Origin of the sequence: Enterobacter sp. Lyrl_3, from assembly GCF_051948675.1 — a bacterium.
Lineage (GTDB): Bacteria > Pseudomonadota > Gammaproteobacteria > Enterobacterales > Enterobacteriaceae > Enterobacter > Enterobacter cloacae.
In genome coordinates this window covers 591681-615107 of sequence record NZ_JAYJLI010000001.1, presented here as the reverse complement: position 1 = coordinate 615107, position 23427 = coordinate 591681, and the positions used below count along the sequence as shown (strand labels likewise).

21 protein-coding genes are annotated in these 23427 nt (G+C 50.7%); all 21 read left to right on the top strand.

The annotated features are described in order from the left end of the window. Positions 1–9: 9 nt before the first annotated feature. The 21 genes from wcaE (at position 10) to VF709_RS03105 (ending at position 23417) form a co-directional block, all read left to right on the top strand. Positions 10–756, top strand: a complete 747-nt coding sequence (gene wcaE, locus VF709_RS03205; protein ID WP_114518906.1) for a colanic acid biosynthesis glycosyltransferase WcaE — start codon at positions 10–12, stop codon at positions 754–756. A 15-nt stretch (positions 757–771) separates the two neighbouring features. Next, positions 772–1320 carry a colanic acid biosynthesis acetyltransferase WcaF gene (gene wcaF, locus VF709_RS03200; protein ID WP_013097875.1) on the top strand — a complete coding sequence of 183 codons (549 nt, stop codon included), beginning with the start codon at positions 772–774 and terminating at the stop codon, positions 1318–1320. Between the two features lie 24 nt (positions 1321–1344). Then, entirely contained in the window at positions 1345–2466 is a 1122-nt protein-coding gene (gmd, locus tag VF709_RS03195; protein WP_003863514.1) for a GDP-mannose 4,6-dehydratase, read from the top strand. 2 nt (positions 2467–2468) lie between these two features. Further along, on the top strand, positions 2469–3434 hold the full coding sequence (gene fcl / locus VF709_RS03190) for a GDP-L-fucose synthase (RefSeq protein WP_013097874.1): 966 nt from the start codon (positions 2469–2471) through the stop codon (positions 3432–3434). Between the two features lie 2 nt (positions 3435–3436). Continuing rightward, complete coding sequence (locus VF709_RS03185; protein ID WP_029881806.1) at positions 3437–3916, top strand: GDP-mannose mannosyl hydrolase; 480 nt, start codon at positions 3437–3439, stop codon at positions 3914–3916. After that, positions 3913–5136 (top strand): colanic acid biosynthesis fucosyltransferase WcaI, encoded by a 1224-nt coding sequence (gene wcaI / locus VF709_RS03180; protein WP_149896224.1) that lies wholly within the window; start codon positions 3913–3915, stop codon positions 5134–5136. The genes VF709_RS03185 and wcaI overlap by 4 nt, the downstream gene beginning before the upstream one ends. A gap of 3 nt (positions 5137–5139) precedes the next feature. After that, positions 5140–6576, top strand: coding sequence for a mannose-1-phosphate guanyltransferase (gene cpsB / locus VF709_RS03175; protein ID WP_114518908.1), 1437 nt, complete (start codon positions 5140–5142; stop codon positions 6574–6576). A 110-nt stretch (positions 6577–6686) separates the two neighbouring features. Then, positions 6687–8057 (top strand): colanic acid biosynthesis phosphomannomutase CpsG, encoded by a 1371-nt coding sequence (gene cpsG, locus VF709_RS03170; protein ID WP_013097871.1) that lies wholly within the window; start codon positions 6687–6689, stop codon positions 8055–8057. 46 nt (positions 8058–8103) lie between these two features. Beyond that, entirely contained in the window at positions 8104–9498 is a 1395-nt protein-coding gene (gene wcaJ / locus VF709_RS03165; protein ID WP_014832616.1) for an undecaprenyl-phosphate glucose phosphotransferase, read from the top strand. Between the two features lies 1 nt (position 9499). Next, complete coding sequence (gene wzxC / locus VF709_RS03160; RefSeq protein ID WP_045294482.1) at positions 9500–10978, top strand: colanic acid undecaprenyl disphosphate flippase WzxC; 1479 nt, start codon at positions 9500–9502, stop codon at positions 10976–10978. A gap of 17 nt (positions 10979–10995) precedes the next feature. Continuing rightward, a complete protein-coding gene (wcaK, locus tag VF709_RS03155) occupies positions 10996–12276 on the top strand; it encodes a colanic acid biosynthesis pyruvyl transferase WcaK (RefSeq protein WP_021558691.1) in 1281 nt (426 codons plus the stop codon). Next, positions 12273–13493, top strand: coding sequence for a colanic acid biosynthesis glycosyltransferase WcaL (gene wcaL / locus VF709_RS03150; RefSeq protein WP_440230867.1), 1221 nt, complete (start codon positions 12273–12275; stop codon positions 13491–13493). Before wcaK ends, wcaL begins: the two co-directional genes overlap by 4 nt. A 12-nt stretch (positions 13494–13505) precedes the next feature. Continuing rightward, entirely contained in the window at positions 13506–14897 is a 1392-nt protein-coding gene (gene wcaM, locus VF709_RS03145) for a colanic acid biosynthesis protein WcaM (protein ID WP_029881809.1), read from the top strand. 175 nt (positions 14898–15072) lie between these two features. Continuing rightward, positions 15073–15969, top strand: coding sequence for a GalU regulator GalF (galF, locus tag VF709_RS03140; protein ID WP_013097865.1), 897 nt, complete (start codon positions 15073–15075; stop codon positions 15967–15969). A gap of 354 nt (positions 15970–16323) precedes the next feature. Then, a complete protein-coding gene (gene rfbB, locus VF709_RS03135) occupies positions 16324–17406 on the top strand; it encodes a dTDP-glucose 4,6-dehydratase (protein ID WP_149896225.1) in 1083 nt (360 codons plus the stop codon). Positions 17407–17408: 2 nt separating this feature from the next. Continuing rightward, positions 17409–18308: a dTDP-4-dehydrorhamnose reductase gene (gene rfbD, locus VF709_RS03130; protein WP_149896226.1), complete on the top strand. Its 900-nt coding sequence runs from the start codon at positions 17409–17411 to the stop codon at positions 18306–18308. 52 nt (positions 18309–18360) lie between these two features. Then, the gene (gene rfbA, locus VF709_RS03125) at positions 18361–19239 is read left to right on the top strand and encodes a glucose-1-phosphate thymidylyltransferase RfbA (protein WP_062728858.1); all 879 of its coding nucleotides are present in this window, start codon (positions 18361–18363) and stop codon (positions 19237–19239) included. Between the two features lie 3 nt (positions 19240–19242). Continuing rightward, a complete protein-coding gene (gene rfbC / locus VF709_RS03120) occupies positions 19243–19797 on the top strand; it encodes a dTDP-4-dehydrorhamnose 3,5-epimerase (protein ID WP_029881813.1) in 555 nt (184 codons plus the stop codon). Further along, positions 19794–20918: a dTDP-4-amino-4,6-dideoxygalactose transaminase gene (gene rffA / locus VF709_RS03115; RefSeq protein ID WP_029881814.1), complete on the top strand. Its 1125-nt coding sequence runs from the start codon at positions 19794–19796 to the stop codon at positions 20916–20918. The genes rfbC and rffA overlap by 4 nt, the downstream gene beginning before the upstream one ends. Before the next feature lie 73 nt (positions 20919–20991). Next, positions 20992–22515, top strand: a complete 1524-nt coding sequence (locus VF709_RS03110) for a lipopolysaccharide biosynthesis protein (protein ID WP_050491961.1) — start codon at positions 20992–20994, stop codon at positions 22513–22515. Beyond that, positions 22512–23417: a WavQ gene (locus tag VF709_RS03105; protein WP_149896227.1), complete on the top strand. Its 906-nt coding sequence runs from the start codon at positions 22512–22514 to the stop codon at positions 23415–23417. The genes VF709_RS03110 and VF709_RS03105 overlap by 4 nt, the downstream gene beginning before the upstream one ends. The last annotated feature ends 10 nt before the right edge of the window (positions 23418–23427 follow it).

Sequence of the window (23427 nt, the reverse complement as noted above, 5' to 3'; positions counted from 1 at the left end):
AGGTGATTTATGTTTCTTAGCGTCATTACTGTTGCCTTTCGTAATTACGAAGGGGTGGTAAAAACCTGGCGCTCGCTGCGCAACCTGGCGCGCGATCCGAGTCTCAGCTTTGAGTGGATCGTGGTCGATGGCGGCTCGAACGATGGCACGGCGGAGTTTCTGGAAAAACTCAACGGTGAGTTCAACTTACGCTTCGTAAGCGAGAAAGATAAAGGCATCTACGATGCGATGAACAAAGGCATTAACATGGCGCAAGGCCGTTATGCCATCTTCCTTAACTCGGGCGATGTGTTCCATGACGATGTGGCGCAATTTGCCCGTCAGCTGGCGCGCCAGAAAGACGACGCGATGTATATTGGCGATGCGCTGCTCGATTTTGGCGACGGGCATAAAATTTGCCGCAGTGCGAAACCCGGCTGGTATATCTATCACAGTTTACCGGCAAGCCATCAGGCCATTTTCTTCCCGGTAAAAGGTCTGAAAAAACAGCCTTATGATCTGCAGTATAAAGTGTCATCAGATTATGCCCTGGCCGCCAGTCTGTATAAATCAGGCTACCCGTTCCGTCGAATTAAAGGGCTGGTGTCTGAATTTTCAATGGGCGGTGTATCCACCTCGAATAATCTGGAATTGTGCCAGGATGCAAAAAACGTACAGCGTAAGATATTACGCGTGCCCGCATTCTGGGCGGAATTGTCTTATTTATTCCGCCTGCGCACCACGGGTAAAACGAAAACCTTATATAACAAAGTCTGAATATAAGGAAGTGTAATGCAGGATCTTAACGGGTTCACCGTGCCGAAAGGTTTTCGGGGCGGGAACGGAATTAAAGTGCAGTTATGGTGGGCCGTTCAGGCCACCTTATTTGCCTGGTCACCGCAAATACTGTATCGCTGGCGTGCCTTTTTATTGCGTCTGTTTGGCGCAAAAATCGGAAAAAACGTAGTTATTCGTCCATCGGTAAAAATTACTTACCCCTGGAAATTAACGCTTGGCGATTACGCCTGGGTAGGGGATGACGCCGTGTTATATACCCTTGGCGATATCACGATTGGTGCAAACGCGGTGGTGTCACAGAAGTGTTATTTGTGTACCGGCAGCCACGATTTTATGAGTCAGCATTTTGATATTACCGCTTCGCCAATTGTGATTGGCGAAAAATGCTGGCTGGCAACAGATGTATTTGTTGCACCTGGTGTTTCTGTTGGCGATGGCACGGTAGTTGGTGCCCGCAGCAGCGTTTTTAAATCGCTACCGGCAAATAAAATTTGCCGTGGCAACCCCGCAGTGGTGATACGCGAACGCGTTGAAACTGATTAAATTCATAAGTAGAGGAATATAAACATGTCTAAAGTCGCTCTCATCACCGGCGTTACCGGGCAGGATGGTTCTTACCTGGCAGAGTTACTGCTGGAAAAAGGTTATGAAGTTCACGGTATTAAGCGTCGTGCTTCTTCTTTCAACACGGAACGTGTGGATCATATTTACCAGGATCCGCATGCGGCGAACCCGAAATTCCATCTGCACTACGGCGACCTGACCGATACCTCCAACCTGACCCGCATCCTGCAGGAAGTACAGCCGGATGAAGTTTACAACCTGGGCGCGATGAGCCACGTAGCGGTTTCTTTCGAATCCCCGGAATACACCGCTGACGTTGACGCCATGGGTACGCTGCGTCTGCTGGAAGCGATTCGTTTCCTCGGCCTTGAGAAGAAAACCCGTTTCTACCAGGCATCCACTTCTGAACTGTACGGTCTGGTGCAGGAAATCCCGCAGAAAGAAACCACCCCGTTCTACCCACGTTCTCCTTACGCGGTAGCCAAACTGTATGCCTACTGGATCACCGTAAACTACCGTGAATCTTACGGCATGTACGCCTGTAACGGCATTCTGTTTAACCACGAATCCCCACGTCGTGGCGAAACCTTCGTGACCCGTAAAATTACCCGCGCTATCGCCAACATCGCTCAGGGTCTGGAATCCTGCCTGCACCTCGGCAACATGGACTCCCTGCGTGACTGGGGCCATGCCAAAGACTACGTGAAGATGCAGTGGATGATGCTGCAGCAGGAGCAGCCAGAAGACTTCGTGATTGCGACCGGCGTGCAGTACTCCGTCCGTCAATTCGTGGAAATGGCTGCCGCACAGCTGGGTATCAAACTGCGCTTCGAAGGCACTGGCGTGGAAGAGAAGGGGATCGTTGTCTCTGTGACCGGCCATGACGCACCGGGCGTGAAACCAGGTGATGTGATTGTGCAGGTTGACCCGCGTTACTTCCGTCCTGCGGAAGTGGAAACCCTGCTGGGCGACCCAACCAAAGCGCACGAGAAACTGGGCTGGAAACCAGAAACCACTCTGCAGGAGATGGTCTCTGAGATGGTAGCCAAAGATCTTGAAGCAGCGAAAAAACACTCCCTGCTCAAATCTCATGGCTACGAGGTTGCCATCGCGCTGGAGTCCTGAGAATGACAAAACAACGTATTTTTGTCGCCGGTCATCGCGGAATGGTGGGTTCCGCGATTGTTCGACAGCTGGAGCAGCGCGGTGACGTGGAAGTGGTTGTCCGTACCCGCGATGAGCTGAATCTGCTCGATAGCCGTGCGGTACAGGACTTCTTTGCCAATGAACGTATCGATCAGGTGTATCTGGCGGCGGCAAAAGTGGGCGGCATTGTCGCTAACAACACTTACCCGGCAGATTTCATCTACGAGAACATGATGATTGAGAGCAACATCATTCACGCGGCACATCTGCACAACGTGAACAAGCTGTTGTTCCTCGGCTCATCCTGTATCTACCCGAAAATGGCGAAACAGCCGATCGCCGAGAGCGAACTGCTGCAGGGGACACTGGAAGCAACCAACGAGCCGTACGCCATTGCCAAAATTGCCGGGATCAAGCTGTGCGAGTCCTACAACCGTCAGTACAACCGTGACTATCGCTCGGTGATGCCGACCAACCTGTACGGGCCGCACGATAACTTCCACCCGAGCAACTCGCACGTGATCCCGGCGCTGCTGCGTCGTTTCCACGAGGCGACCGCCGAGAACGCACCGGATGTGGTGGTGTGGGGCAGCGGCACGCCGATGCGCGAATTCCTGCACGTGGATGACATGGCCGCGGCCAGCATTCACGTGATGGAGCTGGATCGCGAGGTGTGGCAGGAGAACACCGAGCCGATGCTGTCGCATATCAACGTTGGCACTGGCGTGGATTGCACCATTCGCGAACTGGCGCAGACCATCGCCCAGGTGGTGGGCTACAAGGGCCGCGTGGTGTTTGACGCCACCAAACCGGACGGCACGCCGCGCAAACTGCTGGACGTCACCCGTCTGCATCAGCTGGGATGGTATCACGAGGTGTCGCTGGAACAAGGGCTGGCAAGTACCTACCAGTGGTTCCTGGAAAACCAGCACCGCTTCCGGGGGTAACAATGTTTTTAAGTCAGGAAGATTTTGCCACGGTAGTGCGCTCCACTCCGCTCATCTCAATTGATTTGATCGTGGAGAACGAACGCGGCGAGTTCTTGCTGGGGAAACGAACCAATCGTCCTGCTCAGGGCTTCTGGTTCGTGCCCGGCGGGCGCGTGCAGAAGGATGAGACGCTGGCCAACGCGTTTGAGCGTCTCACTCTGGCGGAACTGGGCCTGCAACTGCCGATGGCAGCAGGCCAGTTTTACGGGGTCTGGCAGCACTTCTATGACGATAACTTTTCAGGCACCGACTTCACCACGCACTACATCGTGCTGGGGTTCCGCCTGAAGGTGAGTGAGGCAGACCTGCGTCTGCCTGATTCTCAGCACGACGACTACCGCTGGCAGACGCCAGAGGCGCTGCTGGCCAGCGACAATGTGCATGACAACAGTCGTGCCTATTTCCTGGCCGATCGTCAGTCTGAGGTGCCGGGACTATGAAGATCCTCGTATATGGAATCAACTACTCGCCGGAATTGACCGGTATCGGGAAATACACCGGCGAGATGGTCGAGTGGATGGCGAGCCAGGGACATGACGTGCGGGTCATTACCGCGCCGCCGTACTACCCGGAATGGAAAGTGGGCGAGCGCTACTCCAGCTGGCGCTATCGCCGCGAAGAGGGCGCTGCGACCGTCTGGCGTTGCCCGCTGTACGTGCCGAAGCAGCCCTCGACGCTGAAACGTTTAATTCATCTGGGCAGCTTTGCCCTGAGCAGTTTCTTCCCGCTGATGGCGCAGCGTCGCTGGAAGCCGGATCGCATCATCGGCGTGGTACCGACGCTGTTCTGCACGCCGGGCATGCGGCTGCTGGGCAAGCTCTCCGGAGCGCGCACGTTGCTGCACATTCAGGATTATGAAGTCGACGCCATGCTGGGCCTGGGGATGGCAGGTAAAGGCAAGGGCGGCAAAGTGGCGAAACTCGCCAGCGCTTTTGAGCGCAGCGGTCTGCATAACGTGGATTATGTCTCCACCATCTCGCGCTCGATGATGAACAAAGCGCAGGAGAAGGGCGTCGCGCCGGAAAAGGTGATCTTTTTCCCGAACTGGTCCGAAGTGGCCCGTTTCCGTGAGGTAACAGAACACGACGCGCAGGCGCTTCGTGCAGAGCTCGGTTTGCCTGATGACCAAAAAATCATTCTTTATTCAGGCAATATCGGCGAAAAGCAGGGGCTGGAGAACGTTATCGAGGCGGCTCAACAGCTTAGCGAACATCCGTGGATGTTTGTGATTGTCGGTCAGGGCGGCGGAAAAGCGCGTCTGGAGAAGATGGCAAGCGTTCGCGGCCTGACTAACGTGAAATTCTTCCCGCTTCAGTCTTACGAGGCGCTGCCTGCGCTGCTGAAGATGGGTGACTGCCATCTGGTGGTGCAAAAGCGCGGCGCGGCGGATGCGGTGCTGCCGTCCAAGCTGACCAACATTCTGGCCGTGGGCGGGAACGCTGTGATCACGGCAGAAGCCGAAACCGAATTAGGCCAGCTGTGTGACAGCTACCCGGGGATCGCCGTTTGCGTGGAGCCGGAATCGGTTTCGGCGCTGGTGACCGGAATTGAACAGGCACTCGCCATGCCAAAAGTGAACACGGTGGCACGTGAATATGCCGAACGCACGCTCGAGAAAGAGAACGTGCTGAGCCAATTTATTGCAGATATACGGGGATAAATCATGAGTCAAACCACGTTGTATCCGGTTGTGATGGCAGGTGGCTCTGGTAGCCGGTTGTGGCCGCTGTCCCGCGTGCTCTATCCAAAACAGTTCCTCTGCCTGAAAGGGGATCTCACCATGCTGCAAACGACGGTTAAGCGTCTGCAGGGTGTGGAGTGTGAAAGCCCGGTGGTGATTTGTAACGAACAGCACCGCTTTATTGTTGCCGAGCAGCTGCGCCAGCTGAACAAACTCACAGAAAATATCATTCTGGAGCCTGCCGGACGAAATACCGCCCCAGCCATTGCCCTGGCGGCGCTGGCGGCAAAACGCAGCAGCCCGGATTGCGATCCGCTGATGCTGGTCCTGGCGGCAGACCACGTCATTCAGCAGGAAGAGGCGTTCCGCGACGCGGTGCGGGCGGCCATTCCTTACGCAGAAAGCGGCAAGCTGGTGACCTTCGGCATCGTGCCGGATCTGCCAGAAACCGGCTATGGCTATATCCGCCGCGGCAGCGTGACGCCGGGCGAAGGCGACAGCGTGGCGTTTGACGTGGCGCAGTTCGTTGAGAAACCGAATCTGGAAACCGCGCAGGCCTACGTTGCCAGCGGTGAATACTACTGGAACAGCGGTATGTTCCTGTTCCGCGCCGGTCGCTATCTGGAAGAACTGCAAAAGTATCGTCCGGATATCCTGAGCGCCTGCGAAAAAGCCATGAACGTGGTGGATCCGGATCTCGACTTTATTCGCGTCGACGAAGCCGCTTTCCTCGCCTGCCCGGAAGAGTCCATTGACTATGCGGTGATGGAGCGCACGGCGGATGCGGTGGTGGTGCCGATGGATGCAGGCTGGAGCGATGTTGGCTCCTGGTCCTCCCTGTGGGAGATCAGCGCGCATACCCCGGAGGGTAACGTCCATCACGGTGATGTGATTAGCCACAAAACCGAGAACAGCTACGTCTACGCCGAATCCGGCCTCGTGACCACGGTGGGGGTAAAGGATCTGGTGGTCGTCCAGACCAAAGACGCCGTGCTGATTGCCGACCGTAACGCCGTGCAGGACGTTAAAAAGGTGGTGGAGAAGATCAAAGCCGACGGTCGCCACGAGCACCATATTCACCGCGAAGTGTACCGGCCGTGGGGCAAATACGACTCCATCGATGCGGGCGAACGTTACCAGGTGAAGCGCATTACCGTGAAGCCGGGCGAAGGCCTTTCGGTACAGATGCATCACCATCGTGCCGAGCACTGGGTGGTGGTGGCGGGTACCGCCAAAGTGACCATCGACGGTGAAGTGAAACTGCTCGGTGAAAACGAGTCAATTTATATTCCGCTTGGGGCGACACACTGTCTGGAAAACCCAGGGAAGATACCTCTCGATTTAATTGAAGTGCGCTCCGGCGCGTATCTGGAAGAGGACGATATTGTCCGTTTCCAGGACCGCTACGGTCGGGTGTAACCACTTCGCATCATGCCCGGTGGCGCTGTGCTTACCGGGCCTACGAATGAATAAAAAATATTTTGCCTGTTAATTGGGCGGGCCAACTGTTGCCTGAAAAAGGGGTCATGATGGAAAAGTTAACCTGTTTTAAAGCCTACGATATTCGCGGCAAGCTGGGTGAAGAGCTGAATGAAGACATTGCGTGGCGCATCGGCCGCGCGTACGGCGAATACCTGAAACCGAAAACTATCGTACTGGGTGGCGACGTGCGTCTGACCAGCGAATCCCTGAAGCTGGCGCTGGCGAAAGGGCTGCAGGACGCGGGCGTGGACGTGCTGGATATCGGCCTTTCCGGTACCGAAGAGATCTATTTTGCCACCTTCCACCTGGGCGTGGACGGCGGGATTGAAGTCACGGCCAGCCATAACCCGATGGATTACAACGGTATGAAGCTGGTGCGCAAGGGTGCGCGCCCTATCAGCGGCGATACCGGCCTGCGCGACGTGCAGCGTCTGGCGGAAGCCAACGACTTCCCGCCGGTGAACGAGTCTGCACGCGGCAGCTACAAGCAGATTGATCTGCGTAAAGAGTACATCGATCACCTGCTGGGTTACATCAACGTGGCGAACCTTAAGCCGCTGAAGCTGGTCATCAACTCCGGCAACGGCGCGGCGGGCCCGGTGGTGGATGCCCTGGAAGCCCGCTTTAAGGCACTGAACGTGCCGGTGACCTTCGTCAAGGTACACAACACCCCGGATGGCAACTTCCCGAACGGTATCCCGAACCCGCTGCTGCCAGAGTGCCGCGACGACACCCGCAATGCGGTGATTGAACACGGTGCGGATATGGGCATCGCCTTTGACGGCGATTTCGACCGCTGCTTCCTGTTCGACGAGAAAGGGCAGTTCATCGAGGGCTATTACATTGTCGGCCTGCTGGCGGAAGCGTTCCTCGAGAAAAATCCGGGCGCGAAGATCATTCATGACCCGCGCCTCTCCTGGAACACCGTTGACGTGGTGTCAGCGGCAGGCGGCACGCCGGTGATGTCCAAAACCGGTCACGCGTTTATTAAAGAGCGTATGCGCGAAGAAGACGCCATCTACGGCGGCGAGATGAGCGCCCATCACTACTTCCGCGATTTTGCCTACTGCGACAGCGGGATGATCCCGTGGCTGCTGGTGACCGAGCTGCTGTGCCTGAAAGGTCAGACCCTGGGCGAGCTGGTGCGCGACCGTATGGCGGCCTTCCCGGCAAGTGGAGAGATCAACAGCAAACTGGCGCAGCCGGCTGAGGCCATTGCCCGCGTGGAACAGCACTTTGCAATTCACGCGCTGGAAATTGACCGTACCGACGGTATCAGCATGGCGTTCCCGCAGTGGCGCTTTAACCTGCGCTCGTCCAATACCGAGCCGGTGGTGCGCCTGAACGTGGAATCCCGCGCCGACACCGCGCTGATGGAAGCCCGAACGAAGGACATTCTGGCGCTGTTGAATCAGTAATATTTGCCCCTCCCGGTGGGAGGGGAAACCGAATACAGGAACAACGATGACGAATCTAAAAAAGCGCGAACGAGCGAGAACGAATGCATCGTTAATCTCTATGGTGCAGCGTTTTTCTGATATCACCATCATGGTCGGCGGATTGTGGGCGGTGTGTTGGATCAGCGGGCAATCGTTCTTATACATGCACCTGCTGATGGCACTGATTGCGCTGGTCGTGTTTCAGATGATCGGCGGGATGACGGATTTCTATCGTTCGTGGCGTGGCGTCAAGATGACCACCGAGCTGATGCTGTTGCTGCAGAACTGGACCTTAAGCCTGATCTTCAGCGCGGGACTGGTGGCGTTCAGCCATGATTTTGATAATCGTCTTGTGACGTATCTGTGCTGGTATCTGTTGACCAGTGTCGGCATGGTGGTTTGCCGCTCCCTGATCCGCTTTGGCGCGGGCTGGCTGCGTAACCGTGGTTATAACCGCCGCTACGTCGCCGTGGCGGGCGATCTGCCGGTAGGGCAGGTGCTGCTTGATAGCTTCCGCAAAGAGCCGTGGTTAGGTTTTGAAGTGGTGGGCATCTATCACGACGCGAAACCGGGTGGCGTGCCGTCGGACTGGGCGGGGAACTACGACCAGCTTATTGACGATGCGAAAGCGGGCAAAATTCACAACGTCTACATTGCCATGCAGATGAAAGAGGAGTCCCGCATTAAGAAACTGATGCGCGACCTGGCGGACACCACCTGTTCCGTGATCCTCATTCCGGACGTCTTTACCTTCAACATTCTCCATTCCCGTATCGAAGAGGTGAACGGTGTACCGGTAGTGCCGCTGTACGACACGCCGCTGTCAGGTATCAACCGTGTTCTCAAACGCCTGGAAGACATTGTGCTCTCTTCACTGATCCTTCTGCTGATCTCCCCGGTGCTGTGCTGCATTGCCCTGGCGGTGAAGCTGAGCTCTCCCGGCCCGGTCATCTTCCGTCAGACGCGCTACGGCATGGACGGTAAGCCGATCATGGTGTGGAAATTCCGCTCCATGAAGGTGATGGAGAACGACAAAGTGGTGACGCAGGCTACGCAGAACGATCCGCGCGTGACTCGCGTGGGGAATTTCCTGCGCCGCACCTCGCTGGACGAGCTGCCGCAGTTTATCAACGTCTTTACCGGCGGTATGTCGATTGTCGGGCCACGTCCGCACGCGGTTGCCCATAACGAGCAGTACCGCTCGCTGATTGAAGGCTACATGCTGCGCCATAAAGTGAAGCCAGGCATTACCGGCTGGGCGCAAATCAACGGCTGGCGCGGTGAAACCGACACGCTGGAAAAAATGGAAAAACGCATTGAATTCGACCTTGAGTACATCCGTGAGTGGAGCCTCTGGTTCGATATCAAAATTGTTTTTCTGACCATCTTCAAAGGTTTCGTGAACAAAGCGGCGTACTAAGATGAGCTTACGTGAAAAAACCATCAGCGGCGCCAAGTGGTCAGCGATGGCGACTATCGTCATCATTGGCCTGGGGCTGGTGCAGATGACCGTGCTGGCGCGCATTATCGATAATCATCAGTTCGGTCTGCTGACCGTCTCGCTGGTTATTATCGCGCTGGCCGACACGCTGTCTGACTTCGGTATCGCCAACTCGATTATCCAGCGCAAAGAGATTAGCCAGCTGGAGCTGACCACGCTCTACTGGCTGAACGTAGGGCTGGGGATGTTTGTTTTTGTGCTGGTGTTCCTGCTGAGCGATGTGATCGCCAGCGTGCTGCACAACCCGGATCTGGCCCCGCTGATGCGCACGCTGTCGTTTGCCTTTGTGGTGATCCCGCACGGGCAGCAGTTCCGCGCGCTGATGCAAAAAGAACTGGAGTTCAACAAGATCGGCATGATTGAAACCAGCGCCGTGCTGGCGGGCTTTACCTTCACGGTGGTGAGCGCCCATTTCTGGCCGCTGGCCATGACCGCCATTCTGGGGTATCTGGTGAACTCTACCGTGCGTACGCTGCTGTTCGGCTACTTCGGCCGCAAGATCTACCGCCCGGGGCTGCATTTTTCCCTGGCGTCCGTCTCCTCGAACCTGCGTTTTGGCGCCTGGCTGACGGCCGACAGCATCATCAACTACGTCAATACCAATCTTTCCACGCTGGTGCTGGCGCGCATTCTGGGGGCGAGCGTCGCGGGGGGCTATAACCTGGCCTACAACGTTGCGGTCGTCCCGCCGATGAAGCTCAACCCGATTATCACCCGCGTGTTGTTCCCGGCGTTCGCCAAAATTCAGGACGACACTGAAAAGCTGCGCGTCAACTTCTACAAGCTGCTCTCCGTGGTCGGCATTATTAACTTCCCGGTACTGCTGGGTCTGATGGTGGTGTCGAGCAACTTTGTGCCGCTGGTATTTGGCGAGAAGTGGAACAGCATCATCCCGATCCTGCAGTTGCTCTGTGTGGTGGGGCTGCTGCGCTCCGTGGGTAACCCGATTGGCTCCCTGCTGATGGCGAAAGCGCGCGTGGATATCAGCTTTAAATTCAACGTATTTAAAACCTTCCTGTTTATTCCGGCAATTATCGTCGGCGGACACATGGCGGGCGCCATTGGCGTCACGCTGGGCTTTCTGCTGGTGCAAATCATCAACACCGTGCTGAGCTACTTCATCATGATCAAGCCGGTGCTGGGCTCCAGCTACCGTCAGTACATCCTGAGCCTGTGGCTGCCGTTTTATCTCTCCTTGCCGACCCTGGTGGTGAGCTACGGTCTGGGCGTGCTCCTGAAGGGCCATTTGCCGCTGGCCGCGCTGCTGGCAGTGCAGGTTGCCGCGGGCGCGCTGGCGTTTGGGGTGATGATTGTGCTGTCACGCAATGCGCTGGTGGTGGAGATGAAGCGCCAGTTTTGCCGTAACGAAAAAATGAAAACGCTGCTTCGCGCAGGCTAGTTATTTAAGAGGCCATTATGAAATTATTAATTCTTGGCAACCATACCTGCGGCAACCGTGGCGACAGCGCCATCCTGCGCGGTTTATTGGATGCAATTAACACCCTTAAGCCTGAGACAGAAGTGGACGTGATGAGCCGTTACCCGGTCAGCTCATCCTGGTTACTGAACCGCCCGGTGATGGGCGACCCGCTCTACAGCCAGATGAAACAGCACAATAACGCTGCGGGCGTGATGGGACGCGTGAAGAAAGTGTTGCGTCGCCGCTACCAGCATCAGGTGCTGCTTTCTCGCGTAACCGACACCGGCAAGCTGCGCAACATCGCCATTGCGCAGGGCTTTACCGATTTTGTGCGTCTGCTGTCCGGCTATGACGCGATCATTCAGGTGGGCGGTTCGTTCTTCGTCGATCTCTACGGCGTGCCGCAGTTTGAGCATGCGCTCTGTACCTTTATGGCGAAGAAGCCGCTGTTTATGATTGGTCACAGTGTCGGGCCATTCCAGGAACCTCAGTTCAACCAGCTGGCAAACTATGTGTTTGGCCACTGCGATGCCCTGATTTTACGTGAGTCAGTCAGCCTTGACATGATGAAGCGCAGCGAGATCGACACTTCGAAAGTCGAGCACGGCGTGGATACCGCGTGGCTGGTGGATCACCAGGACGACAGCTTCCAGCCGAGCTACGCGGTGCAGCACTGGCTGGACGTGGCGGCGAAACAGAAAACCGTCGCCATTACCCTGCGCGAGCTGGCACCTTTTGATAAGCGTTTAGGTACGACTCAGGCCGCCTACGAGAAGGCCTTTGCCGAGGTCGTTAACCGCGTGCTGGACAGCGGTTATCAGGTGCTGGCGCTCTCCACCTGTACCGGTATCGATAGCTACAACAAGGATGATCGCATGGTGGCGCTTAACCTGCGCCATCTGGTGAACGATCCGTCCCGGTATCACGTGGTGATGGACGAACTGAACGATCTGGAGATGGGCAAACTGCTCTCAGCCTGTGACCTGACCGTGGGTACCCGTCTGCACTCTGCCATCATCTCGATGAACTTTGGCACGCCAGCCATTGCCATCAACTATGAGCACAAGTCTGCCGGGATTATGCAGCAGCTGGGGATGCCGGAAATGGCCGTGGATATCCGTCATCTGCTGGATGGCTCGCTCGGCGCAATGGTGGGCGACACCCTTGGGCAACTGCCCGCCGTGAATGAGCGCCTGGCCGTGGCAGTGAAAGCCGAGCGCGAAAAGGGAATGGGGATGGTGAAGTCGGTGCTTGACCGCGTGCGGGAGGGGAAATGAAGGTTGGTTTCTTCTTACTGAAATTTCCACTGTCGTCTGAAACCTTTGTACTCAATCAAATCACCGCGTTTATCGATATGGGATATGACGTGGAAATTATCGCCCTGCAAAAGGGCGATACGCAAAACACCCATGCGGCGTATACCAAGTATGGGCTGGAGGCGAAAACCCGCTGGCTGCAGGATGAGCCATCCGGAAAAGTGAACAAGCTGCGCTACCGTGCCAGCCAGACCTTACGCGGGCTCCATCGCGCGTCGACCTGGCGAGCGCTGAACATCTCCCGCTATGGCGCGGAGTCGCGCAATCTGATCCTGTCGGCCATCTGTGGGCAAACGGCGCAGCCGTACCGCGCTGATGTCTTTATCGCCCACTTTGGCCCGGCAGGGGTGACCGCAGCCAAACTGCGCGAGCTGGGGGTGATTGACGGGAAGATCGCCACGATCTTCCACGGCATTGATATCTCCAGCCGTGAAGTGCTGAACCACTACACGCCGGAGTATCAGCAGCTGTTCCAGCGCGGCGACATGATGCTGCCCATCAGCGACCTGTGGGCCGGACGCCTCAAAAAGATGGGCTGCCCGGGCGAGAAAATCACCGTCTCGCGGATGGGTGTGGATTTGGCGCGCTTTACCCGACGTCCGGTCAAGGTGCCGGGTAAACCGCTGCAGATTATCTCTGTTGCCCGACTGACCGAGAAAAAAGGGCTGCATGTGGCGATAGAAGCCTGCCGCCAGCTAAAGGCGCGCGGGGTGGATTTCCGTTATCGCATTCTCGGTATCGGCCCGTGGGAGCGTCGTCTGCGCACGCTTATTGAACAGTATGAGCTGGAAGCGCACGTGGAGATGCCGGGCTTTAAGCCGAGCCACGAGGTGAAGGCCATGCTCGATGAAGCCGACGTGTTTCTGCTGCCGTCCGTTACGGGTGCCGATGGCGACATGGAAGGCATACCGGTGGCGCTGATGGAGGCGATGGCGGTGGGGATTCCGGTGGTATCGACCCTGCACAGCGGGATCCCGGAGCTGATCAAGTCAGATCATTCCGGCTGGCTGGTCCCCGAAAATAACGCCATGGCCCTGGCCGATCGGCTGGCCGCGTTTAGCGATATCGACCAGCAGGCGCTGGAGCCCGTGCTGCACAATGCCCGACAAAAAGTCGAGGCAGATTTTAACCAGCAGGTGATCAATCGCCAGTTAGCGAGCCTGCTGCAAACGTTGTAACGCCGAGGTTGTATGCTGAAAAAGATTACCCGACGCAGCTTTGTCTCTTCTCTGTCCGTCCTGGCGGCAATGCCGCTGCTGTCGTCCCGTGTTGCGCGGGCGGCAACCGGCAAGACGGTCTCTGTAAATCAGTACAATAACAACGACTGGATCGCCGCCTTTAAGCAGGCGTTTAACGAAGGCGACACCGTCGTAGTGCCTGCAGGGCTTACCTGCAAAAACATCAACACGGGCATTTTCATTCCTGACGGCAAAACGCTGCTGATTCGCGGGGCGTTAACCGGCAATGGCCGGGGGCGCTTTGTCCTGCAGGAGGGCAGCAAAGTCATCGGTGAGGGCGAAGGCCGTACCGAAAACATTACCCTTGACGTTCGTGGCTCTGACTGTGTCATCAAAGGGCTGGCGATGAGCGGATTTGGCCCGGTAACGCAAATCTACATTGGCGGCAAAAAGCCCAGCGTGATGCGTAATCTGGTCATTGATAACATCCGCGTGAGCCAGGCCAATTACGCCATCCTGCGTCAGGGGTTTCATAACCAGGTGGATGGCGCCCGCATCACCAACAGCAAATTTAGCCACCTGCAGGGCGATGCGATCGAGTGGAATGTGGCCATCAATGACCGCAATATTCTGATCTCCGACCATGTGATCGACAACATCAACTGCACCAACGGGAAGATTAACTGGGGGATTGGTATTGGCCTTGCGGGCAGTACCTACGACAACGACTACCCGGAAAAACAGACCGTGAAGAACTTTGTGGTTGCCAATATCACCGGCAGCAACTGCCGCCAGCTGGTGCACGTTGAGAACGGTAAACACTTTATTATCCGCAATATTAAGGCCAAAAATATTACGCCTGATTTCAGTAAAAAGGCGGGAATAGACAATGCCACGGTAGCAATTTATGGCTGTGATAATTTCGTTATTGATAATGTCGATATGGTCAATAGTGCCGGCATGTTAATCGGATACGGCGTGATTAAAGGTGACTACCTGTCGATTCCGCAGAACTTCAAGCTTAACGATATTCGTCTGGATAATAGCCAGCTTGCCTATAAGCTGCGTGGCATACAAATTTCATCCGGTAATGCGACCTCGTTTGTGGCCATCACCAACGTCGACATGCAGCGCGCGACGCTTGAACTGCATAACAAACCTCAGCACCTTTTCTTACGCAATATCAACGTAATGCAGGAAGCAGCAATCGGACCCGCGCTGAAGCTGAACTTCGACCTGCGTAAGGATGTGCGGGGTAAGTTTATGGCGAAAGACGAGACGTTGCTGTCGCTGGCAAACATCAAAGCAGTGAATGAGAAAGGGCAGAGCTCGGTGGATATTGACCGGGTGGATCAGCATGTGGTGAATACGGAACGGCTTAATTTTGCGCTGCCGCACAGATAATCGTCAGTGGGCTTTTTGCGACTATTCCTGGCACGGAATCGCATTCTATTCAGATTACAACTACTGTAATTTGTGGTGCTAAGGCGTAATATCATTTGAGGATTACGGCAAATCATACTGGCGAAAACAGGTTTAAGAGCTATAATTCGTCAACCATTTTAAGGTGGAAGAAATAATGATTAATTTGAAAGCAGTCATTCCGGTAGCCGGACTGGGCATGCATATGCTGCCAGCCACAAAAGCCATTCCTAAAGAGATGCTACCGATCGTCGACAAGCCGATGATTCAATACATCGTCGACGAGATTGTTGCTGCAGGGATCAAAGAAATCGTTCTGGTTACGCACTCGTCCAAGAATGCGGTTGAAAACCACTTCGACACCTCTTACGAACTCGAAGCGCTGCTGGAGCAGCGTGTTAAACGTCAACTGCTGGCGGAAGTGCAGTCCATTTGCCCTCCTGGCGTGACCATCATGAACGTGCGTCAGGCGCAGCCGCTGGGCCTGGGCCACTCCATCCTGTGTGCTCGCCCTGTCGTGGGCGACAACCCGTTTATCGTGGTCCTGCCTGATATCATCATCGATACCGCTTCTGCGGATCCGCTGCGCTATAACCTGGCGGCGATGGTGGCGCGTTTCAACGAAACAGGCCGCAGCCAGGTGCTGGCGAAACGCATGAAAGGCGATCTGTCCGAGTACTCTGTTATCCAGACTAAAGAAGCGCTGGAGACAGAAGGGCAGGTGAGCCGCATCGTTGAGTTCATCGAAAAACCGGATCAGCCGCAGACGCTGGATTCTGACCTGATGGCGGTTGGTCGTTATGTCCTGAACGCGGATATCTGGGCCGAGCTGGAAAAAACCGAACCAGGTGCCTGGGATCGTATCCAGTTGACCGATGCGATTGCCGAGCTGGCGAAAAAGCAGTCTGTTGACGCGATGCTGATGACCGGTGAGAGCTACGACTGCGGTAAGAAGCTGGGCTACATGCAGGCGTTTGTGAACTATGGGCTGCGCAACCTGAAGGAAGGGGCGAAGTTCAGAAGCCGGATTGAGAAGTTGTTAGCTAACGACTGATTTTATCTTACTTGATTTGCACAAGCGGCAGTCATCATTTGGGTATGTTGAAACATAACCAAAATGGTAGCTGCCGTTTTTTGTTATTAATTCTAATGATAACATGGATTTATCTGATTTAAATCTGGTCAGATTTGTAACGATTTGTGCTTGTTTCTGAGGTCATTTAGGACGACAATTAACGCCAGTTTTTGTCTGAATCCAGACCAGAAAAATCATTTATTCAAACTTCGCTCAGTGCACTGGTAGCTGTTAAGCCAGGGGCGGTAGCGTGCAAAATTTCTGAAGCCGATATTAATTACCCGGTATCAGAACGCCAATATCTCGACAAATTCAATAGACGGAACAGATCACGTGAAAATTCTTGTGACGGGCGGGGCCGGCTTTATCGGCTCAGCAGTGGTACGACATATTATTAAAAAAACCCAGGATGAAGTCGTCAATGTGGATAAACTGACGTATGCCGGTAACCTTGAGTCGCTTACAGAAGTGAGTGATAGCGCCAGATATGTCTTTGAGCATGCGGACATTTGCGACAAGAATGCTATGGATCGTATCTTTGCTGAGCATAAGCCGGATGCCGTTATGCACCTGGCGGCTGAGAGTCATGTCGATCGTTCCATCACCGGCCCGGCCGCGTTTATTGAAACCAATATTGTCGGTACCTATGTATTGCTGGAAGCGGCTCGTGCTTACTGGTCCACTTTAGATGATGTAGCGAAGAAGGCGTTTCGTTTCCATCATATCTCTACCGATGAAGTGTATGGCGATCTGCCGCACCCGGACGAGCATCCGGTTTCTACCGATCTGCCGCTCTTTACCGAGACCACAGCTTATGCGCCAAGCAGCCCGTATTCTGCTTCAAAAGCCTCCAGCGACCATCTGGTTCGAGCCTGGCTGCGTACCTATGGGTTCCCGACCATCGTCACTAACTGCTCCAATAACTACGGTCCGTATCATTTCCCTGAGAAACTGATCCCGCTGGTCATCCTGAATGCGCTCGATGGCAAACCACTGCCAATTTATGGCAAAGGTGACCAGATCCGCGACTGGTTGTATGTTGAAGATCATGCGCGTGCGCTCTACACCGTCGTAACCCAGGGTAAGCCGGGGGAGACCTATAACATCGGTGGTCATAACGAGAAGCAGAATCTGGATGTTGTACATACGATTTGCGATCTGCTGGATGAGATTGTGCCGAAAGAAGGCTCTTACCGCGATCAGATCACGTATGTTGCCGACCGCCCGGGGCATGACCGTCGCTATGCGATTGATGCGCATAAAATCGGCGTAGAGCTGGGATGGAAGCCAGAAGAGACGTTTGAAAGTGGGATTCGTAAGACCGTGGAATGGTATCTGAGCAACCAGGACTGGGTTAATAACGTAAAAAGCGGTGCCTATAAAAGCTGGATCGAACAGAATTACGGAGAACGTTAATTGTGAATATTCTTCTGTTCGGGAAGACAGGGCAGGTGGGTTGGGAACTCCAGCGTGCGCTGGCGCCGTTAGGGAATTTAATAGCGCTTGATGTGCACTCGAAAGAGTACTGTGGCGATTTCAGCAAGCCAGAAGGGATTGCTGAGACGGTTCGTGCCATCAAACCTGATGTTATCGTTAATGCTGCAGCGCATACTGCTGTTGATAAAGCGGAATCAGAGCCTGAATTCGCCCAGTTATTGAATGCAACAAGCGTTGAGGCCATTGCGAAGGAAGCGGCGAAAATTGGTGCCTGGGTTGTTCATTATTCAACAGATTACGTTTTTCCGGGCGATGGGGATAAACCATGGCGTGAAACGGATGCGACAGCGCCATTAAATGTTTATGGGCAGACTAAACTTGACGGTGAAAAAGCGCTGCAAGCACATTGTCCTAACCATCTTATTTTTCGTACCAGTTGGGTTTACGCGGGTAAAGGGAACAATTTCGCGAAAACCATGCTGCGTCTGGCGAAAGAGCGTAAAGAACTTTCTGTTATCAACGATCAAGTTGGTGCGCCTACGGGAGCAGAATTACTGGCAGACTGTACCGCGCATGCTATTCGTGTAGCGATGGTAAAACCAGAAGTGGCTGGTCTTTATCACCTCGTCGCGTCAGATACGACAACCTGGTATGACTATGCTGCTCTGGTATTTGATGAAGCCAGAAACTCAGGCATTGAACTGGCGATTGAAAAAATCAATGCTGTTCCGACAAGCGCTTACCCGACACCTGCTCGCCGGCCGCAGAATTCGCGGTTAAGCACAGAGAAATTCCAGCATAACTTTGGTCTGGTATTGCCAGCATGGGATGTTGGCGTGAAGCGCATGTTAGCTGAGCTTTTTACAGCCCAATCACTTTAATCATTAAATAAATGCCCGGATTCGGGCATTTTGCGTTTACAGAGAAATTATAATGGCTACGCGTAAAGGTATTATTCTTGCTGGTGGATCCGGCACTCGTCTCTACCCTGTGACTATGGCGGTGAGTAAACAACTGCTGCCCATTTACGACAAACCAATGATTTACTATCCGCTGTCTACACTGATGCTGGCAGGGATTAAAGACATTCTGATCATTAGTACGCCACAGGATACCCCGCGCTTTGAACAACTTCTGGGCGACGGCAGTCAGTGGGGATTAAACCTTCAGTATAAAGTACAGCCAAGCCCTGATGGACTGGCTCAGGCCTTTATTATTGGCGAAGAGTTCATTGGTGACGACAACTGTGCGCTGGTGCTGGGCGATAATATTTTCTACGGTCATGACCTGCCTAAACAGCTGGAAGCCGCAGTGAGTAAAGGCGACGGTGCAACGGTATTCGCCTATCACGTCAACGATCCGGAACGTTATGGCGTGGTGGAGTTCGATAAAAATGGTACGGCCATCAGTCTGGAAGAGAAGCCGCTGGAACCTAAAAGCAACTATGCTGTAACGGGTCTTTATTTCTACGACAATGATGTAGTGGAAATGGCGAAGAACCTTAAGCCTTCAGCGCGCGGTGAGTTGGAAATTACCGATATTAACCGTATCTACCTTGAGCAGGGCCGTCTGTCTGTAGCGATGATGGGACGAGGCTATGCCTGGCTGGATACCGGTACGCATCAGAGCCTGATTGAAGCGAGCAACTTTATTGCGACCATCGAAGAACGTCAGGGGCTTAAAGTCTCCTGTCCGGAAGAGATTGCTTTTCGTAAGGGATTTATTGATGCAGAGCAGGTAAAGATACTGGCTGAACCACTCAAAAAAAATGCCTATGGCCAGTATTTGCTCAAAATGATTAAAGGTTATTAATCTATGAATGTTGTAAAGACAGATATTCGAGATGTGATGATTTTTGAGCCGAAGGTTTTTGGTGATGAACGAGGGTTTTTCTTTGAAAGTTTTAATAAGAAAACCTTTGAAGAGTTAACAGGACGTGAAATAGAATTTGTGCAAGATAACCATTCTAAATCCTGTAAAAACGTACTACGTGGTCTTCATTACCAACAAGCACCTTATGCACAAGGAAAATTAGTTCGCTGCATAGCTGGTGAAGTTTTTGACGTAGCTGTGGATATACGTAGAGAATCGGAAACATTTGGTAAATGGGTTGGGGTATATCTTTCTGCTGAGAATAAACGGCAGTTATGGATACCTGAAGGTTTTGCTCATGGTTTTGTTGTTCTTAGTGAAGTTGCTGAGTTTCAATATAAAACAACAAATTATTACAACCCCAGTAGTGAACGATGTATTGCATGGAATGACCCTGTGCTAAATGTACATTGGCCGATTTCTGAGAATGAAGTCATTCTCTCTGAGAAAGATAAATTAGCTCCAGATTTTATAGAACATATTAAGGATGAACAATGATTCCATTTAATAAACCATACTTACAAGGGAAAGAACTCTTTTATATATCCCAGGCGGTAAGTTTAGGAAAAATATCTGGTGACGGTTTTTTTACAAAAAAATGTCACGAATACTTTGAAAATAAATATGCTTTTAAAAAAGTATTATTAACAACATCTTGTACCGATGCTCTTGAAATGGCCGCGATATTACTTGATATTAAGCCAGAAGATGAGGTCATTGCACCGGCTTATACATTTGTATCTACAGTAAACGCTTTTGCACTGCGAGGAGCAAAATTAGTTTTCGCGGATAGCTATGCAGATAATCCAAATGTTGACCCAAGCTCAATCCGAGCTAGTATAACTGATAAAACGAAAGCTATTATTGTTGTTCATTACGCTGGTGTAGCGTGTGATATGGATGAAATTATGTCCATTTCTAAGGAATATAATATTCCTGTCATTGAAGATGCTGCGCAAGCTATTGATTCCTTCCATAACGATAGACCTCTGGGAAGCATTGGTACATTCGGTACTTTTTCATTCCATGAAACAAAAAACATTATCTCGGGTGAAGGTGGAATGCTTGTCATCAATGATGAAAGCTATTTTCAGCGAGCAGAAATTATAAGAGAAAAAGGGACCAACAGGTCTTCATTCTTCAGAGGAGAGGTAAATAAGTATGGATGGGTTGATATCGGATCATCCTTCCTTCCATCCGATATTATTGCAGCATATCTTTTTGCGCAATTAGAAAATTTAGAGCTCATTCAGAAACAGCGAAAAGTATTGTGGGAGAGATATCGTGCTAATTTGAGTGAATTAGAGACTAAAGGATTTATTAAGCTACCTGTAATTCCTGAGTTTGCTACTAATAATGCCCATATGTTTTATGTAATATGTGCTGATATAGAAAAAAGAACAGCGTTAATTAACCATCTTAAAGGATTCGAAATTCATTCCGTTTTCCATTATTTGTCACTTAATAAAAGTGATTATTATTTGTCAATCGGTGATGAAGTTGAGTTGGCAAATAGTGACCATTTTAGTGATTGCTTGTTAAGACTTCCGATGTTCTATGAATTAACAATAGAGCAGATAGATTATATTTGTGAAAAAATAAAAAATTTCTATAACTAATCTTTTGATCACGTAGTGTAATGTTAGGGTTATCATCAAATAACCTTCTTCTTAATAACAAGAAATTTATATAATGATTAAAGAAGTCAAGTTATTAACATATATATATGGCGTAAGAATATATACAGCTGTCGTTGCGATCTTGCTGATTCCTTTGTTAATAAAGAGGATTGGTGTAGAAGCATATGGATTACTTGGCTTCTTTACAGTATTACAGGCATGTTTAAGTATTTTGGATGCAGGAGTAGGTGGGGTATTAACAAGGGAAGCCATTATATCGAAGCAAAATATTAAGCGGTTTGAAAAATTCAATATATTATATCGAAAAATAATTTTAATATTTATTGGCATAGCAATATCGCTCATTCTGTTGGGAGGGTTATTTAGCTATAAATTTAGTACATTATGGCTAAAAACAAATATCAAAGATTCCACATTAATTATATGCACAACACTGATGTTTTGCATTTTTGCATTAAGATATTTGCAGGGGCCATTCAGAAGTTTATTACTTTCTAATGAATCCCAGATTACAATTACGACTATTAATTTAATAAACACAACGCTATCGCAACCTTTTACACTTGTATTATTATATGTTTTCAAAGGCGATGTTATCTTTTATTTTATAATGCAGCTTTTGAGTGCAGCGTTAACTTGTGGATTGATGATTCTTTTTAGTGAACGCGTGAGAAAAAACATATTAAAGACCATCGATAAACAGCAAGTTACTGATGATGATACTAGTGAGATATCCATTTCAAAATTCTTTTCTTTTGCATTGCAGCTGTCAATGCTTACGATTCTATGGGTAGTGGTAAACCAATCGGATAAGTTAACGCTGACGCGTTTTCTGCCTTTATCCGAATATGCAATGTATAGTATCGCTATTTCTATAATGGGGATTCTGGCAATTATTAGCGATCCTTTAAATCAGTATCTACAGCCAAGACTGACCAAATATTTCCATGAAAAAAATACGCTACAATATTCAAGATTATATTTTCATGCATTTAAATTTATAATTACTATTACTATACCCTTAAGCATCTTTTTGTTTTTCTTTTCTGAGAAGATACTTTTTATATGGAGTAACAATACACATCTCGCTACTGAAGTATCTAAATATTTACCATGGCTGTTTTTGGGAGGGGTGTTTTCAATTTATTCAAATCTAATATTCTTGCTTCTCTATAGCCAGGGACAGTTAAAAAAACATACTGTCGTGTATGTGATTTTTAGCACGATAATAATTCCGTCAAACATTTTTATCGCTAAGAACTTTCATGGTGATGGAACTTCTGTTTTTTATGCGGTGAATGCTATCCTCTTATTTATTTTGTGGGGAGGATATAACCTTACTGAAACATTCAAACATGGACTAGGAATAATAATCTTTTATATTATACCCTTGGTCATTATAGAACTCATTTATTATTATTACATATCTAAATTCGAAGCGTTTAGTGGAAGCCGGTTATTATCTTTTGCATATTTATCTTTGTTAGGGTTTGGAAGCGTTCTAATTTCTATGTGCTATATTTTTGGAATGCATAAAATATTACCTTCTTTTGATTTTAAAATGAGCAAAAAATGAAAGTGTTTATATGTGCGCCTTCTTTTGATGAGAATAGTGGTGGTTCCGTAGTTCTTCATCGTTTATGTCATATTATTAATGAATTTAGCGAACATAACGCTTTTCTTGTAAAGTTAAAACCAACATACTCAGGAAAAATAACGATTAAAAAAATACTTCAGCAATTAAAATGGGAAGTTCGCTCGAAGTCTTGTTTTAAAACGCATGCTGAATGGAATACTCCGCTATGGAATTCGAAAAGAATTCCTGAAGATGGGATAGTCATATATCCGGAAATAGTTAATGGCAATCCTCTTGGGGCCAAACATGTCGTAAGATGGTTACTGCATCAGCCTGGTTTTCATACATCCATCATCAATTATGAAGCTGGCGAAATGTATTATAAATTTAACTCAGCTATTAAAGATTTTCAGAGAGACGGGTCGTTTACATCTCAGAATGAATTGAAAGTTATTTATTACCCAATTGATATATATAATGAAAGTAATGATGTAAAAGATATAGACTGCTGTTTCATGGTTAGAAAAGGAACTTATAAAGAAAAAATACATCCCGCTAATGCAGTACAAATTGACGGTTTAAGTCATAAAGAAGTAGCCGCTATTTTCAAGCGCTCTAAAAAATTCATTTGTTATGATGATTACACCGCCTATTCAATTTTTGCTGTGTTATGTGGTTGCCCGTCATATGTTGTACCAGCTCAAGGGCAGTCGATAGAAGATTGGTATCCAAATTTATCGGACAGATATGGTATTTCTTTTGGTTTCTCAAAAGAGCAAGAAGAGTGGGCACAAAGCACAAGAGAAAATGTTTATAATCACATTATTGCAGAACATCAACGATCAAACGAAACAGTACTTAAATGCTTATCTGAGATGTCTATATATTTCCATTTAAAGTGATGGAATATAC

Excerpts from the sequence above, each read along its gene's own strand:
- wcaE (WP_114518906.1), top strand. The coding sequence starts at position 10 with ATGTTTCTTAGCGTCATTACTGTTGCCTTTCGTAATTACGAAGGGGTG.
- wcaF (WP_013097875.1), top strand. The coding sequence starts at position 772 with ATGCAGGATCTTAACGGGTTCACCGTGCCGAAAGGTTTTCGGGGCGGG.
- gmd (WP_003863514.1), top strand. The coding sequence starts at position 1,345 with ATGTCTAAAGTCGCTCTCATCACCGGCGTTACCGGGCAGGATGGTTCT.
- fcl (WP_013097874.1), top strand. The coding sequence starts at position 2,469 with ATGACAAAACAACGTATTTTTGTCGCCGGTCATCGCGGAATGGTGGGT.
- VF709_RS03185 (WP_029881806.1), top strand. The coding sequence starts at position 3,437 with ATGTTTTTAAGTCAGGAAGATTTTGCCACGGTAGTGCGCTCCACTCCG.
- wcaI (WP_149896224.1), top strand. The coding sequence starts at position 3,913 with ATGAAGATCCTCGTATATGGAATCAACTACTCGCCGGAATTGACCGGT.
- cpsB (WP_114518908.1), top strand. The coding sequence starts at position 5,140 with ATGAGTCAAACCACGTTGTATCCGGTTGTGATGGCAGGTGGCTCTGGT.
- cpsG (WP_013097871.1), top strand. The coding sequence starts at position 6,687 with ATGGAAAAGTTAACCTGTTTTAAAGCCTACGATATTCGCGGCAAGCTG.
- wcaJ (WP_014832616.1), top strand. The coding sequence starts at position 8,104 with ATGACGAATCTAAAAAAGCGCGAACGAGCGAGAACGAATGCATCGTTA.
- wzxC (WP_045294482.1), top strand. The coding sequence starts at position 9,500 with ATGAGCTTACGTGAAAAAACCATCAGCGGCGCCAAGTGGTCAGCGATG.
- wcaK (WP_021558691.1), top strand. The coding sequence starts at position 10,996 with ATGAAATTATTAATTCTTGGCAACCATACCTGCGGCAACCGTGGCGAC.
- wcaL (WP_440230867.1), top strand. The coding sequence starts at position 12,273 with ATGAAGGTTGGTTTCTTCTTACTGAAATTTCCACTGTCGTCTGAAACC.
- wcaM (WP_029881809.1), top strand. The coding sequence starts at position 13,506 with ATGCTGAAAAAGATTACCCGACGCAGCTTTGTCTCTTCTCTGTCCGTC.
- galF (WP_013097865.1), top strand. The coding sequence starts at position 15,073 with ATGATTAATTTGAAAGCAGTCATTCCGGTAGCCGGACTGGGCATGCAT.
- rfbA (WP_062728858.1), top strand. The coding sequence starts at position 18,361 with ATGGCTACGCGTAAAGGTATTATTCTTGCTGGTGGATCCGGCACTCGT.
- rfbC (WP_029881813.1), top strand. The coding sequence starts at position 19,243 with ATGAATGTTGTAAAGACAGATATTCGAGATGTGATGATTTTTGAGCCG.
- rffA (WP_029881814.1), top strand. The coding sequence starts at position 19,794 with ATGATTCCATTTAATAAACCATACTTACAAGGGAAAGAACTCTTTTAT.
- VF709_RS03110 (WP_050491961.1), top strand. The coding sequence starts at position 20,992 with ATGATTAAAGAAGTCAAGTTATTAACATATATATATGGCGTAAGAATA.
- VF709_RS03105 (WP_149896227.1), top strand. The coding sequence starts at position 22,512 with ATGAAAGTGTTTATATGTGCGCCTTCTTTTGATGAGAATAGTGGTGGT.